Raw genomic sequence first — 14,768 nt, forward strand, 5'->3', positions numbered from 1 at the left:
GGCCGGGACAAGGTGGTGTTGAGTATCCATGACTGTGTTGCAGGCGTACCGGGATTCGACTCGACCGGACATCGAGTCGGCGTGGGCCCGATCGCGGCTCAACGGCATTCGCGAAGACGCGATGCCGCCGTTCGATCTCGCGGCCAGAAACGCCGACAGTTTCCTCGCGCGAGCGGCGAGCCCGGTTCTGCGCCGGGTCGCGAGTGAGCTCGAAGGCACGCCGGTGGCGCTGGTGCTCGCCGATCAGTCGGGCCGGGTGGTCGACATCCACGGGGCCGCCCGATCGATCAGGCGAGCGGTCGCCGATATCGGCATCGTGCCGGGCGTCGAACTCGGTGAAGATCGCATCGGAACCAATGCGCTCGGCACCCCGCTGGAGACCCGGCGCAGTCTGCTCGTGCGCGCCGACGAGCACTACCTGGCGCTGTTTCGCGGGTTCACCTGCTATGGGCATCCGATCTTCCATCCGGTCACCCGCCGCCTCGAAGGAGTGCTGGGGATCGGCGCGAAAACCAGTGCGGACCACCGATTGTCGGCGCTGTTGGCCCGCCGCATGGTCCGCGATATCCAAGAACGCCTCCAGCGTGACTCCCCCCGCGCGCACAGCAGATTGATGAGCGCCTTCCAGGCCGCCGCGGGTCGCCGAGGCCGGGCCGTCGTCGTCATCGGCGACGGACTGGTCCTCGCCACCCCCGCCGCGGTCGACCTGCTCGAACCGGCCGATCATGCCGCGTTGCGTGCCTGGGCCGAAGCCGTGCCCGCCGGCGGCCAGGACAGCCAGGAACTCATCCTGACCTCCGGCCGTTCGGTGCGATTGGTCTGCCAGTCGATCGACGGAGCCGACGGAGTGCTCGTTGACATCACCCAGGAGTCCGGCGTTCGACGTGCCAGGGTGACCTCGGACCGGATGCCGCTCTGGCCGCTGCTCGTGGTCGGCGAGGCGGGGACCGGCCGAACCACCGAGGCGCTCGGCGTGGTCGGCCCCGCGGCCCGTACCCTCGACGCGACCGACATCGTGCTCGTCGGTGACAGCGCGTGGGCCGCCCAGCTCGGCGAGACGCTCGCGGGCGACGGACCTCCGGTGATCATCGAGAACATCCAACTGCTCAGCGAGCAGCTCACCGCGCTGGTCGCACAGCGACTGCGGGAAACTCCCCGCGCAGTCGTGCTCACGTCGACGCCAGGCGAACACCTCGACGCGGTGCACGCCCCGCTGCCCGCGTTGTGCAACGACCGTAGGGAACTGGTCCCCCTGCGCAGGCGCAGGCACGAGGTGCCCGGGCTGGCCCAGCAGATGCTTACCGAGGTCACCGGTCACACCAGGACACGGTTCACCGCCGAGACGATGCGGGTGCTGGCCTCGCAACCGTGGCGCGGCAATCTCGCCGAATTGCGCCGCGTCGTGGAGGTGGCGGCGAGTGCCCGATCGGCCGGCGACATCATCCCCACCGACCTGCCCGCCTCACACCGCGGTGGTCAGCTGCCCGGTTCGCCGATTCGGGAGGCCGAACGGGAGGTCATCATGGCGGCCTTGGAAGCCGCGGGTGGCAACAAGTTGCAGGCCGCGCGTGCGCTGGGCGTGAGCCGATCGACGCTCTACAACCGGATCAGGGCTTTGCGTATCGCGTGATTCGGCGCCCGGGGCATGTCCAGAATGTTGGACATGCCCCGGGCACCGCCGTGTCTACTGTCGACAGCACCGGTCGATGGACAGTCGGCCGGGATGCGAGAAGCCCCCGCGCGCGTTGGGGCGAGCGGGGATTTTCGTAGGACGGGCAATCCTCACGACTGCGCGCTGTTCGGCGCGAGCAGACGCATCACGGTGCCGAAATCGTCGACCTTGTCCACCCCGAGCACGGTCTCGACGACCTGGTCGATCCTGTTCTCGGACAGCACTTCTCGCGCGTTGATCCGGAACTTGGCGACCAGTTCGTCGGTGGTCATCCTGGTGGTCGGGTCGGGGGAAGGGCTGCCCTTGGGGTAGGTCCGCTCGGCGACGAAAGTGGTTCCGCGGGCGTCGACCTCGACCTTGGTCGGGCGTGCGGAGGGATGCGCGGACAGTGCCTTGAAGTAGTCCGGGTGCGGTGCGAAGGTGACCTTGTCCATCAGCCCGAGCACCGAGTCGCTGAACACGAGTTCCGGTGCGTGCCATGCCTTGCTCGGGGTCACCCGGTGCGCGCCGACCGACAGGCCGTGGGCGATGTCGAACTGCGCGTCGTGGGTCTTCTCGATGACCCGGCTCTGCCACAGCGGGTGCATCACTGCGGCCTCACCCCAGCAGCGGATGGCGTCGATCTCCTCGGGCCGGATGTCGTTGGTCTCGAGGATCTCGGTGAGCGCGTGCAGTGGCGCGTGCAGGATGCGGCAGTGCGGGTAGGGCTTGTAGGACTGTTCGGCCAGGAAGCGCCATTCGGTGCCGAGCGCGTCGGTGAGGTTCTGCGGTTCCCACCGGCGGGTGCCGATGTATTTGCGGAAGCCGACCTCGGCGTCGTCGAGGATCTGCAGGTCACCGGTGTGGCCCAGTTCGGCCATGAAGACCGCGGTCAGGCTGGCCTGGGTCAGCGTGCCCGCGAGCAGGTACTTGAGAGTGGAACTCGGGGCGTGCTCGATCCACGGCCGCATCGAGTTCACCGGGGCGGTGGCCGCGGCGATGCCCAGCGCGTTGGCCAGGGTCTCGGTGGATTGTCCCGCGAGCTTGCCCGCCGCCGCAGTGCCGCCGAAAACGGTCACGCTGTAGCCGATCACGGGGGACAAGTCCATCGAATCGTTCTGGACGTCGCGCAGGTAGTCCATCGACTTGTAGAAGCGGTAGGACATCTCGTGCGAGAGCGCGACGGCGGCGAGCACCTCGCGGCCGGATCGGCCCCGGCTCTCGGCGATGGCCATCGTGGTCGGCAGTACGTAGGGCGATACGTGGCCCGGTGGCAGCACGGCGTCGAAGTCCAGGGCGTTGATCAGTTCACCGTTGGCGAAGGAGGCGCCGAAGATCGAGACCCGGTCGTCGGTGCCGATGATCGTGGCGTCGCCATCGGTGCCGCCGGTGAGCTTGCCGTACTGGATACCGATCTTGCCCTTGGGTTCCTCGACGGCGCCGAGCGCGCAACCCATCGCGTCGAGCAGCAGGCGCTTGGCTTCGTCGACGGCCTCGGGAGGGAGGGTGTCGTAGTTCGCGCCGGTGGTGAACCGGGCCAGTTGCTCGATGATGGTGTCGGCCATGGACTGTCCTCTCACAGGGGTGCGAGGACAGCAGACCTGCCCGCACCAGTGCTTGCACTATATATTATGCAAGCATTGTGAACGGGTTTCCGGCAATCCCGGACTCAGCGTGCTGCGCTGCCGCGCAGCCAGTACGCGACAGCTTCCGCGCGGTTCGCCGCACCGAGTTTGCGCAGGATATGGGTGATGTGGGTCTTGACCGTCGCCTCAGAAATCGCCAGGTCACGGGCGATCTGGCGATTCGCTCGGCCCGCCGCCAGCAACTCGACCACCTCGAGTTCGCGCGACGAGAGCCCCTGGCCCTGGGGTTGGTAGGCGGCCGCCGCGTGGCCGGTCATTCGATCCAGCCCACTGCGTAGTGCGGTCACGCCGTCGAGCAGGCTCGCACCGGCCAGCGCGTGGCCCAAACCGGCGGCGAAGACCGCAAGCATCGCCCGCGCCGTGGCGTCTGCTTCGCGCCGCTGGAAGTAGTAGTCGCCGTGCACCAGTCCGACGACGGCGCCGTGGAGGGTGAGCGGCGCGACAGCGTAAGAACTGCAGTGCGTCATCTCCACTAGCGGCCGGACGACACGGGGATTGTGCTGAACGTCGAAGACGAGTCCTGGTCGGGCCCGCTGCACGATGTCGCTCTCGACCAGGTGGCCGTCCAGGGTCGGTGAGGACTCGCGACCGGCCGCCAGAATCGCATCGGCCCAAGGCTTGTCGTCGACGACGAACATGGTGTGCAGGTGCCACCGCTGCCCTTCGGTGGTCGACACGAGTGCGCGGTCGAAGCCCATCGCGCCCATCGCTTCCGCAGCCCGGCTCAGCAAGTCGTCGACGCCGCGCGCGCCGTGTAATCGCGCGATCGCCTGCGCGGCCATCCGCAGGTGAGTGGCCGAACTCGCGGCGTCGACCGCTGCGAGTTCGGTCTCGGCGGTGCGAATGCGGGCCAGTAGCGCGGTCGTTCGCTGGATGTCCGCGTGATCGGTGATGTCGGACAGTGCAGCGACGGCCTCGTCCCACAGCTGTGCGAGCAGCCGTTTGGCCGCGTCGGGGGAGTGGGTGCCGGGCGGCTGGATCCGGCGTCCGAGGATCTCCGACGCTTCGGTGGCGACGGCGATGAGCTCGGCCTCGACTGCGACGCCGCCGTTGGGTGTCCTCATGTCGATCACCACGTGTCAACTCCAGTCCTCATACCACTGCTGAACAGAATATGCAATATATCCCGTGACCGCATGGTGCGCGTCCGAATCGTGTCCGAAACTCCGGTACCGCATCAGCCGCCGGTTGCAGCTCTGTAGACCCTTCGGCTGATCGCGGGTCGATCTTCTTGTGAGCCACGGCACCACATATTTAATATTTCACACAGCCTGCGAGAGTGACTCGCGTCTCAGAGGAGAAACCCATGCGGGGAGCATCATGACGACGTCCACCGCGGCGGCCACCACGCCCCGCCCCAGCCTGCGCGACCAGCTCGGTCGTTCGGAGCAGGCCTATTTCGTTCTCGGCATCACCGCCGTGCTGTGCTTCGTCGGCGCCGCGACGACACCGGGATTCCTGACCACCGGAAACTTTGCCAGCCTGTTGCGGCTGTCGGCGGCCTTCGGGATTCTGGCCGTCGGCGTCGCCATCGTCATCCTGGGCAAAGGCATCGATCTGTCGATCGCCGGTGTCGCGCTCGGCTGCGCGCAGGCCACACTCGCCCTGATGTCGAGTGGCATGCCCGAGTGGCAGGCGATCGCGATCTCCGCGGCGGTCGCGCTGATCGTCGGGCTCGTCAACGGCGTGCTCGTGGCCTATGTCGAAGTGCCCTCGCTGTTCGTCACCCTGGCCACCGGTCTGCTCGTCATCGGTGGGGTGGACATGCTGCTGCTCGACAGCAACTACTACGCGCTGCCCGGCGGCTCGTGGATCGCGGAGTTGAGCAACGGTTCGGTCCTCGGCGTACCACGCCCGATCATCATCGCGGCGGCCGTTTTCGTGCTGGCCTGGCTCTTCGTCACCTACACCTCGGCCGGCCGGTTGGTGCGGGCGATGGGTGACAACTTCGCCACCGCCCGCGCCACCGGTGCCCCCGTTCGGCCGTTGCAGGTGCTCACCTACGTGATCTCCGCGCTGCTCGCCCTGCTCGCCGGATACCTGACGGTGTCGATCCAGGGCAGCGTGCAGACCACCGTCACCTCGTTCGACCCGCTGCTGTTCACCGCGCTCACCGCGACCGTCATCGGTGGCATCTCGCTGGCCGGTGGCCGCGGTTCGATCCTCGGGGTGCTCGCCGGGTCGCTGTTCATCGGCGTGCTCAACAACCTGCTCGTGCTGCACGGCCTCACCTCCGCGGTGCAGGACCTGATCCGCGGCGGCGTGCTCATCGCGGCCATCGCGCTGGACTCGTGGCTGCACCCGCGCGATGAGGAAACCGCCAAGAGCGGCGAGCTGTAACTCCGCTCGCCTCGAAAAACCTTCGTACACAAGGAGTCTTCAACGATGAAGAAGAAATTGATCGCGCTCGCTCTTGCCTCGGTCTCGGCGGTCGTACTCGCAGGCTGTTCCACCGGAGGTCGCACCTCGGCCACCGGACCCGCCGGAGGTGCGGGCCAGACGTTCGGCGAGAACGTGCAGCTGTTCGACGCGACGCAGAAAGTGCACGAGTCGATGCAGGGCAAGAAGGTCGCCTTCGTGCCGATCCTCTACAAGGGCTACAACCTGACGATGAACTGGGGTGTCTCGATGGAGCGCGCCTTCGGCAACCTCGGCGCCGACTTCCAGGTCTACGACCCCAATTTCGACACCGACAAGATGACCAGGATCATCAGCGACCTGATCGCCCGCAAGGCCGCCGACGTGCTGATCCTGCACAACCCCGACGTCGGTGTGCTGTCCAAGCAGATCGAGGACGCCCAGCGCGCGGGCATCTACACCGTGGTGGTCAACATGATCTCGAGCCGCCTCGGTGACGCCTACATCGGTGTCGACAACCTCGCCGCGGCCGAGGACATCGCCCAGCGGGCCGTGCAGGACTGCGAAAAGCGCGGTGCCCCCAAACGATTGGCGATCATCGATGGTCCGGGCAACGACGCGGCCTCGCTGCTGTGGTCCAAAGGGGTGCGCAATGTGCTCGACCCCGCCGGTTTCGAGGTGGTGACCACCGCCCACACCCAGTGGCAGAACTCGCTGGCGCAGCAGGCTGCCGAGTCGATCATCCAGCAGCAGAAGAACGACTTCTGCGGTTTCCTGGTCACCTACGACCTCAACTCCGTCGCCGTCGGTGACGCCGTGCAGAGCGCGGTCTCGCGTGGCGTGATCCCCGCTGATTCCCTCGGCACGTACACGATGGCCGCCGACACCGTGTGGTGCGACGCGCTGCGCGCGGGCAGGGTGACGGCCTCGGCCTCCTACGACGTCCAAGGTGTCGGCACCGCCGCGGTGGTGACCACCCAGCAGCTCGTGCAGACCGGCGCACCGGCGGGCAGCAGCCACACCGTCGCGTTCGTGCCGCACACCATCGTGGACCGCGCGAACGTCGACAACACCACCATCGCTTGCTACAAGGGGCAGTGATCGGCGATGAAACTCCAGTCACGCTCGCGGGGAGTCGATGCCTTCCCCTTGACCGGCGGGAAGTGGCGTGATCGGCTCGCGCCGGCCAGGACCCTGTCGGATCTGTTCGAGAAGCGCTGGATGGAGGGCGCGGTACCACTCGCGCTCGCCTTGCTGCTCAGCCTGCTGTTCGTCTTCCTCACCCCGGTCGGCCCAGCCGACACTCCGATCATCCTGGATGAGGTGTCGGAGAAGGGATTGCTCGCCATCGGGCTCACCGTGGTGCTGGTCTGCGGCGGCATCGATTTATCGATCGGTTCGATGGTCGGCCTGACCGCGATCGGCGCGATGGTCGCTGCCCGCGCCTGGGATTGGCCGATGGCGGTCGTCGCCCCGGGCACCGTCGTGTTCGGGGCTCTGCTGGGCAGTGTGAACGGCTACTTCATCGCCTACCGCAAGATGCGGCCGTTCATCACGACCTTGGTCACCCTGGTCGCATTCGGCGGTGCGGCCGCCGCGTTGCAGTCGGCGTTCAGTTTCGAACTGAGCATGCCCAAGCCCGATATCGTCTGGGACTTCCTCGGCGAGGGCAGCATCGCGCTGATCCCGACGGGCTGGTTCTTCTTCGGGTGTGTGCTGATCGCCGCGCATGTCGGCCTGACCCGGTCGCGGTGGGGTTGGTGGGTCGCGGCGGTCGGCAGCGATCGGCGTTCCGCACGGCGCAACGGCATCCCTGTGGACCGGGTTACCTTCTTCGTCTATGTCCTCGCCGGTGCGTTGGCCGGGTTGGCCGCTCTGCTCACCTCGGCCAGGGTCGGGCGCACCGACCCAGACGTCGGTCAGGGCTGGGAGATCATCGCCCTGACCTCCGTAGTGCTGGGTGGTGTCAGCCTCGCGGGCGGTCGGGGATCGGTGCTGCGGGCCACCGTCGGCATCATCGTCGTGCAGGTGATCCAGCAGGCCACCGTCGCGCTGCGACTCGAAGGGTCCTACTACACAGTGATTCTCGCGACCGCGCTACTCGTGTTCGCGGTGCTCGACCTGCAATGGGGCAAGTATCGGCAACGTACCGCCGACAAGCTGAAGATCGATCCGGGCCGGATCGCGCTGGGCCCGCTCGTCGACGTCACCGAACCGGGCACGGTGTGGACGATCAACAATAGAACCACCGACGCGCCCCCGATCGGCCTCGGCAAGATCGAAGGTGCCGAAGACTGCGCGGTCGACTCCGAGGGCAATGTCTACTGCGGGGACCGTCGCGGCTGGGTGTGGCGCTTCCGTGCCGACAACCCGGACGAGGGTGAGATCTTCTCCCGCACAGGCGGTTTCCCGCTCGGGCACGGGTGGGATCGGGACGGGCAGCTGCTCGTCGCCGTCGGCGGCATGGGCATTTATCGGATCTCCCCGGACGGTGAATCGGAGCCGATCGCGACGAAGGTCAGGCGCAGCCGGTTCTCCCTGCTCGATGATTCCGGCCTGCGTGCTGTCGACGACCTGGACGTGGCACCCGACGGTTCCATCTATGTGTCGGACTTCTCGACGCGGACCAACGCCGCCGAATACCTGGTGGAGCTGGTGGAATCGCGGCCCAACGGGCGTGTGGTCCGCATCGACCCCGACGGCGGCACCGAGGTTGTCGTGTCGAACAGCGCGTTCCCCAACGGCATCTGCACCGCGCACGACGGCCAGTCGATCCTCATCGCCAGCACCGGCCTGTGCCGGGTGGACCGCCTCTGGATCGCCGGACCCAAGCAGGGACAGCTGGAACCGGTCCTGGAGAACCTGCCCGGCAACCCCGACAATCTCAACCGCTCCTCCGACGGTAACTACTGGCTGCCGTTCGTGTCGATGCGTACGCCGATGTCGGACCTGCTCAACCGCTACCCGGCGGTGCGCAGGCGGATGACCAAGGAGGTGCCGTTGGACAGCTGGGTGGTGCCGCAGCTCAACGTCTCCTGCGTGATGAAGTTCAGCGATCGCGGCGAAATCCTTCAGGTGCTGTGGGATTCATCGCTGGCGAACTACCCGATGGTGACCGCGGTGAAGGAACGCGCCGGTCAGCTGTATCTGTGCGGCGTCAGCAACAACCGCATCGGTCGGCTCACACTCGACCCGAGCGAGGTCGGCTCGATCGATCCGGCCGCGGTACCCGGGCTCATCGTGCCCGGCCGATCGATGGCGGAGGCGCAGCGATGAACCGCACGATCAGCGCACTGCGGGAATGGCTGAACCCGGACTGGGCCCGGCACCGCAGCGTGCCGCCGTTCGAGGCGGGTCTGCGGCCCAATCGCCGGCTCGACCAGGGTGCGGCCCTGCTGCCCGATGCCGAGTTCGAGCCGGACGACGTGGTCATCCGCGACAACGGCGAGGTCGTCTTCTCCAGCGGTGAAGACGTTTTCACGCTGACCGGCGGCGTCGTCACGCGGCTGGTGACGCTCGGTGGGCAGGTCGGGAGCTTGTTGGTCGCCGAGGACCGGCTGGTCGCCGCGGTCGAGGGCGTCGGCCTCGTCACGGTCGACGCGAGCGGAGCGGCGGCCGATCTGTGCACCGACGCCGAACTGGCCGCGTGCGTCACCGATCTGGCACTGCTGCCCGACGGCGTCGTGCTGGCCACCATCGGCTCCCGGGACGTACCGGACTGGTCCGCCGCGCTGGTGGCCGACGACCGGAGCGGGCGCATCGTGCGGGTCGACGGCTCGCGAGCCGAGGTGGTCGCCGAAGGCCTCGGCTGGCCCGGCGGCATCGAAACCGCGTCGGATGGTGAGGTTTTGGTCTCGCTGGGTTTCGACCATCGCGTCGAACGTCGTGCCATTGCGGCCCTGGGCAAGCCGGGAAACGCGGTGGGGTCGAACCTGCCGGTGTATCCCGGCCGGATCGCCGCCTCCACGGACGGCTGGTGGGTCGCCGCGCCGTATGCGCGCAACCGCTTCACCGAATTGTTGCTCGACGAACCAGAATTGCTGCGCGAGATGACCACGACGATTCGTCAGGACCAGTGGTTCGTGCCACGGCTGCGGTGCCCGGATCCCTACACCGACACCCTGCAACTGGGGCAGCTGCGCGTACACGGCGTGATCAAACCGTGGGCACCCGCACGCTCCTACGGTCTGGCCTTCCGGATCGATCAGCGGGGGCGTATCGCCGAAAGCGTGCATTCGCGTGCGGACAGCGACCGCCACGGTGTCACCGGCGTGTCGTCACGTGACGGCCGAATCCTGGTGGCGGCGCGTGGTTTCCGCAACCTGCTCGAGCCGCAGACAGACAACGAAAGGTGAGCACCGTGAGCGACACCGCCGTCGCCGCCGAGCCGGTGATCCGGCTCAGCCGGATCAGCAAGCACTACAACGGAACCTACGCGTTGCGCGACGTCGACTTCGAGGTCGCCCCTGGCGAGATCCACGCCCTGCTCGGCGAGAACGGTGCGGGCAAATCCACGCTCGTGAAGGTGATCTCGGGCGCGATCGAACACGACGCGGGAACCCTGCTCGTTACCGGCCGAATGCGCAATTTCAGTACCCCCAAGGAATCGGCCGAGGCCGGGGTCGCGATGGTCTACCAGGAAGGATCGCTCGTCGAGTCGATGACCGTGGCGCAGAACCTGTTTCTCGGTGCCGAGAAGGCCTTCAACAATCTCTCCCAGCTCAATGTGGTGGCACGAGAAGTGCTGGAGTCACACAACTTCCACATCCCGCCCGAGGTACCCGCGGGTGCGCTCGGCATCGCGCAGAAACAAATGGTCGAAATCGCCCGCGCCGTGCACCGTGACGCCAAGGTCGTCATCCTCGACGAACCGACCGCTTCGGTGACACCAGAGGAACGGCTGCAACTGTTCCTCTCGATGCGCAGGCTCAAGAAGCAGGGCATCGGGGTCGTGTTCATCACCCACATGCTCGACGAGGCGCTGGAAGAGGCCGACCGCATCACCGTGCTGCGTGACGGCGAGGTGCAGGGCACGCTGGACAAACCGGCCTTCGACCGTGCCGAGGTGGTGCGCATGATGGTAGGGCGCAGCGTGGAATATCAACGGGTACCGCCGAATCGGGAGCCCGACCCGGCGCCGGTGCTCGAGGTGGAGGACATCACCCTGCTACCGGGGGTGCGCAACATGTCGTTCTCCGCGCACGCGGGGGAGATCGTCGGCATCTACGGGCTCGTCGGTGCCGGACGCAGCGAGACCGCGATGGTCGTCGCCGGGGTGACCAAGCGCCGGCGTCTGCGTGGCGGCACCGTCCGGCTCGACGGCCGCAAGGTGCGCTTCCGGACACCACGGCACGCCCGCCGCGCGGGCCTGGTCTACATCACCGAGGACCGCAAGGCCTCTGGCTTCTTCGGTCACTTCTCGATCGCCGACAACATCTACTTCGGGCACCTGTGCAGCGCGCCACGTCTGCCGTTGCTGGTGCGGCCGGGGGAGCGCAAGACCGTGGCCCAGCGCTTCGTCGAGCGTTTCCATGTGCGCACGCTGCGACCCGACCGGGCGAAGCTCGAAGAGCTCAGCGGCGGCAACCAGCAGAAGGTGGTGCTGGCCAAAGGGCTGACCCGCCAGCCGCTGGTGGCGATCATCGACGAGCCGACCCGCGGCGTGGACCTCGGGACGATCACCGAGATCCACGCGATGATCCGCGCGTTGGCCGACGACGGTGTCGCGGTGATCGTCATCTCGTCCTACCTGCCGGAGATCAGGGCGCTCTCGGACCGGATCCTGGTCGCCAAGCAGGGCAGCATCGTGGCCGAGTTCGATCCGGTCGAGGCCGATGACGCGAAGCTCATGTTCGCGGCGGTGCACTGAGGGGGAAGGATCCTTCCCAGGAACAGAGTCGTCCTGCCAGGGGCTTTCCGGATGACGAAGACTGATGTCATCCGGAAAGAACCCCGACGAGCCGAGGACATCATCGTGCAGCACATCGACTTCCCGAACGCCACGGTCACTATGGCGGGCGACCTGTACCTGCCCGAGAATTTCTCCGCCGACCGGTACTACCCGGCGATCGTGTGTGTTCATCCCGGCGGCGGCGTGAAGGAGCAGACCGCGGGTCTGTATGCGGAGAAGCTGGCCGCCGCCGGCTTTGTCACTCTGGCCTTCGACGCCTCCCACCAGGGCGAGAGCGGTGGTATTCCGCGCCGTCTGGAAGACCCCTTCGCTCGGGTCGAGGACGTCCGCGCCGCGGTCGACTACGTATCGACCCTCGACTTCGTCGATGCCGACCGGATCGGCGCGTTCGGTGTGTGCGCCGGCGGCGGTTACGCGATCGACGCAACCAAGTCCGACCGCCGGATCAAGGCCGTCGGCACGGTGAGCCCGGTAGACATCGGCGCCACCTTCCGGCGCGGCTGGGACGGCTCGCTGCCGCTGGAGGCGCAGATCGCCACACTGGACGCCGTCGCGGGTCAGCGCGCGATCGAAGCCGCGGGCGGGGAGATCGCCGAGATCACCTACGTGCCCGAGACTGTCGACGACACCACCCACGCCGATATGGTCGAAGCACACGAGTACTACCGCACCCCGCGCGCGCAGCACCCGAATTCCGACAACCGGATGATGTTCACCGCCAGCGTCACCCGGATCTTCGACTACGACGCCTTCGCCGGCGCCGAGTTCCTGACTCAGCCTGTACTGCTGGTCGCCGGTTCCGCCGCTGGTTCGTTGTGGCAGGCCGAAGCCCTGCACAAGCGGCTGCCGAAGAACACCGACCTGGTGCTGGTCGACGGAGCGGGCCACGTGGGCCTCTACGACCGCCCCCAGTACGTCGACCGGGCCATGGATGCCCTGGCCCCGTTCTTCAAGGCCAACCTCTGATCCCTGGGTTCCGTCACCTTCCGGAGATTTGATGTGCAATCGCGGTCATGCTGCCCGGTAAACGCTGACGGCTGAACATACTGTTACGCAAGGCCTGGGAACCATTGGTGGTTCCCAGGCCTTTGTGGTCGCGCCCAAGGCCGTCGGCTTGAAGTGTACTCAGGATTATATATTGTGCGATATTCTGACCTACGGCGCTCAGTGGTGTCGCCGCGGCGGAACGTCGAAGGAGTACGAAATGGGTGGTCCGGTCCCACGTGAACGAAGTGGCCTCGTCGTGGTCATGCTCTGTTTTCTGACGATCGTGGCCGACGGCTACGATCTCATCGTCTACGGAGCCACCGTGCCGAGTCTCCTCGACGAGCCGGGATGGGAGATGTCTGCGAGCACTGCGGGCTTGATCGGCAGCTGGACCCTGGTCGGTCTGATGGTCGGGTTCCTGCTCGCGGGTCCGCTGGCCGACCGCATCGGACGCCGCAAGGTGATGATGGCGGGGGTGGTGTGGTTCTCCACCGGGTGCGCGATCTGCGCGGTCGCCACGTCGCCCGAATTCCTCGGCGCCGCAAGGTTCTTCACCGGCATCGGCCTCGGCGGCGTCGTCCCGTCGGCGGTCGCCCTGACCATGGAGTTCGCGCCGCGTAACCGCAGGCAGATCTACAACGGCATGATGCTGACCGGTTACTCCTTCGGCGGCATCGTCGCCGCACTGGTTGCGATCGCCCTGCTGCCCGACAATAGCTGGCGCGTGCTCTACGGGGTCGGCGCGCTGTGTGTGATCGTGGTGCCCGCCATGTACTTCTGGTTGCCGGAATCGGTGAACTCGCTGGTGACCCGCGGCAAGGACGCCGAGGCGGCCGAGCTCGCCCGCGCCTACGGCCTCGACATCGACGCGGTGCGGGCCGAGCAGCGCATCCAGGTCGACGCTGCGGCGAGCACAGACAGCACGAGTGGGCTGCGCATGCTCCTCACCCGCCGGTATCTGCCGTCGCTGCTGCTTTTCGTCCTGGTCTGTTTCTGCGCCCAGGTGATCACCTACGGCCTGAACACCTGGTTGCCGGTGCTGATGCGAAAGGCGGGTTACCCGCTCGGCTCCTCACTGCAATTCCTGCTGGTCCTGCAGGTCGGTGCCATCATCGGCATGGTCGGCGGGTCGATGCTCGCAGACCGGTACGGGTCTCGGCGAATCCTGGCCCTGTTCTTCCTCATCGGTGCAGTGTCTCTGCTGGCGCTGAGCCGCAAGCTCGATACCGCGGTGCTGATGGTCGCGGTGGCGGGCGCCGGGCTCGGATCCATCGGCAGCAGCTCCCTCGCCTACGGCTACGTCGCGGCCAAATACCCCGCCTCGTGCCGGGGATCGGCCGTCGGCGCCAGCATGGGACTCGGTCGCGTCGGTTCCATCCTCGGACCGTCCATCGGCGGCTGGCTGGTGGGCTCCTCGCTGGGTAGTCATTGGAACTTCTATGCCTTCGCGATGCCGGCGGTGATCGCTGCCGTCATCGTGATCCTGATGCCTGCTTCGACGGTCGACGACGAGGTCGCGCAAGTGCAGGCCCCCGACCCGGATTCGGGCGGGATCATCGAGCCTGCCCGCTAGCGCCTCCTCGGCGTCTTCGAAGCCCGCCGCGGCCAGTCGATGTCGGCCATCTCGGCTCGATTCGGTACTGCCCCGGTAGCGGTGCGCGGGTGCGCTCACCGCTACCGAGGACAACTCTGTCGATGCCGGTGTTCGACCAGTGTCACAGGCGATTCGGCCGGTAGTGCACCCAGCGGTATCTGGCCCGCTCGCGCGGCGTCATCCCGCCCCAGATACCGTGCGGCTCGTTGGCGGCGACCGCGTGATCCCGGCAGCGGGTCAGCACCGGACAGTCCGCGCATATCTTCTTGGCGGCCAGCATCTTTCGTGATTCATGGCCGGTGTCGTAGAAGTCGTTGACATCGTAGGCGCGGCAGGTGGCGTGCATTTGCCAGGCCCAGGCTTCCGCGCGCGGGGCGGGCAGCTGCAACGGCTTCTCACGTGTCGGTCTCATGCGGGATCACCTGCGACGACGACCGCGCGCCGGTGGGCCGCCGCGGCGAGCTCGCGTTCGCGTGCGCTGTCGGGTCCACCGAGGCCGGCCAGGTGGTCGTGCAACCGGGCTTTCGCCGCGTACCAGGCGGCGAGCGCTTGGGCATCCGCGCCGGGGGCGGGGCGGGTCAGGCACAACGCGGTCATTTCGATCAGCACGTTCATGATCGG

The 14,768-nt window shown here is 67.1% G+C and carries 12 protein-coding genes; 8 read left to right on the top strand and 4 right to left on the bottom strand.

Annotated features, from left to right (window positions below; genetic code table 11):
- Nucleotides 1-28 precede the first annotated feature (28 nt).
- The gene (locus CRP45_RS04210; RefSeq protein ID WP_097243854.1) at nt 29-1,630 is read left to right on the top strand and encodes a sigma-54-dependent Fis family transcriptional regulator; all 1,602 of its coding nucleotides are present in this window, start codon (nt 29-31) and stop codon (nt 1,628-1,630) included.
- Between the two features lie 152 nt (nt 1,631-1,782).
- On the opposite strand, the gene CRP45_RS04215 is transcribed toward CRP45_RS04210, so the two are convergent.
- Nucleotides 1,783-3,216 (bottom strand): MmgE/PrpD family protein, encoded by a 1,434-nt coding sequence (locus tag CRP45_RS04215; RefSeq protein WP_097243855.1) that lies wholly within the window; start codon nt 3,214-3,216, stop codon nt 1,783-1,785.
- A gap of 104 nt (nt 3,217-3,320) precedes the next feature.
- Nucleotides 3,321-4,361 carry a response regulator transcription factor gene (locus tag CRP45_RS04220; RefSeq protein ID WP_097243856.1) on the bottom strand — a complete coding sequence of 347 codons (1,041 nt, stop codon included), beginning with the start codon at nt 4,359-4,361 and terminating at the stop codon, nt 3,321-3,323.
- Between the two features lie 256 nt (nt 4,362-4,617).
- Between CRP45_RS04220 and CRP45_RS04225 the strand changes: the two genes are divergently transcribed.
- From CRP45_RS04225 to CRP45_RS04255, 7 genes are all read left to right on the top strand, one after another.
- A complete protein-coding gene (locus CRP45_RS04225) occupies nt 4,618-5,637 on the top strand; it encodes an ABC transporter permease (protein ID WP_097243857.1) in 1,020 nt (339 codons plus the stop codon).
- A gap of 45 nt (nt 5,638-5,682) precedes the next feature.
- On the top strand, nt 5,683-6,756 hold the full coding sequence (locus CRP45_RS04230) for a sugar ABC transporter substrate-binding protein (RefSeq protein WP_097243858.1): 1,074 nt from the start codon (nt 5,683-5,685) through the stop codon (nt 6,754-6,756).
- A 6-nt stretch (nt 6,757-6,762) separates the two neighbouring features.
- Nucleotides 6,763-8,931 carry an ABC transporter permease gene (locus CRP45_RS04235; protein ID WP_097243859.1) on the top strand — a complete coding sequence of 723 codons (2,169 nt, stop codon included), beginning with the start codon at nt 6,763-6,765 and terminating at the stop codon, nt 8,929-8,931.
- On the top strand, nt 8,928-10,010 hold the full coding sequence (locus CRP45_RS04240; RefSeq protein WP_097243860.1) for a hypothetical protein: 1,083 nt from the start codon (nt 8,928-8,930) through the stop codon (nt 10,008-10,010). The genes CRP45_RS04235 and CRP45_RS04240 overlap by 4 nt, the downstream gene beginning before the upstream one ends.
- 5 nt (nt 10,011-10,015) lie before the next feature.
- Nucleotides 10,016-11,524, top strand: a complete 1,509-nt coding sequence (locus tag CRP45_RS04245) for a sugar ABC transporter ATP-binding protein (protein WP_245909878.1) — start codon at nt 10,016-10,018, stop codon at nt 11,522-11,524.
- A gap of 51 nt (nt 11,525-11,575) precedes the next feature.
- The gene (locus CRP45_RS04250) at nt 11,576-12,532 is read left to right on the top strand and encodes an alpha/beta hydrolase (RefSeq protein ID WP_245909880.1); all 957 of its coding nucleotides are present in this window, start codon (nt 11,576-11,578) and stop codon (nt 12,530-12,532) included.
- Nucleotides 12,533-12,656: 124 nt separating this feature from the next.
- A complete protein-coding gene (locus CRP45_RS04255) occupies nt 12,657-14,126 on the top strand; it encodes an MFS transporter (RefSeq protein ID WP_245909882.1) in 1,470 nt (489 codons plus the stop codon).
- A gap of 142 nt (nt 14,127-14,268) precedes the next feature.
- Here the strand turns inward: CRP45_RS04255 and CRP45_RS04260 are convergent, their stop codons facing one another.
- Together CRP45_RS04260 and CRP45_RS04265 are read right to left on the bottom strand one after the other, a co-directional pair.
- Nucleotides 14,269-14,559 carry a WhiB family transcriptional regulator gene (locus CRP45_RS04260; RefSeq protein WP_097243863.1) on the bottom strand — a complete coding sequence of 97 codons (291 nt, stop codon included), beginning with the start codon at nt 14,557-14,559 and terminating at the stop codon, nt 14,269-14,271.
- Nucleotides 14,556-14,762 carry a hypothetical protein gene (locus CRP45_RS04265; RefSeq protein ID WP_097243864.1) on the bottom strand — a complete coding sequence of 69 codons (207 nt, stop codon included), beginning with the start codon at nt 14,760-14,762 and terminating at the stop codon, nt 14,556-14,558. Before CRP45_RS04265 ends, CRP45_RS04260 begins: the two co-directional genes overlap by 4 nt.
- Between the last annotated feature and the right edge of the window lie 6 nt (nt 14,763-14,768).

This window comes from Nocardia amikacinitolerans (assembly GCF_900215415.1).
Lineage (GTDB): Bacteria > Actinomycetota > Actinomycetes > Mycobacteriales > Mycobacteriaceae > Nocardia > Nocardia amikacinitolerans.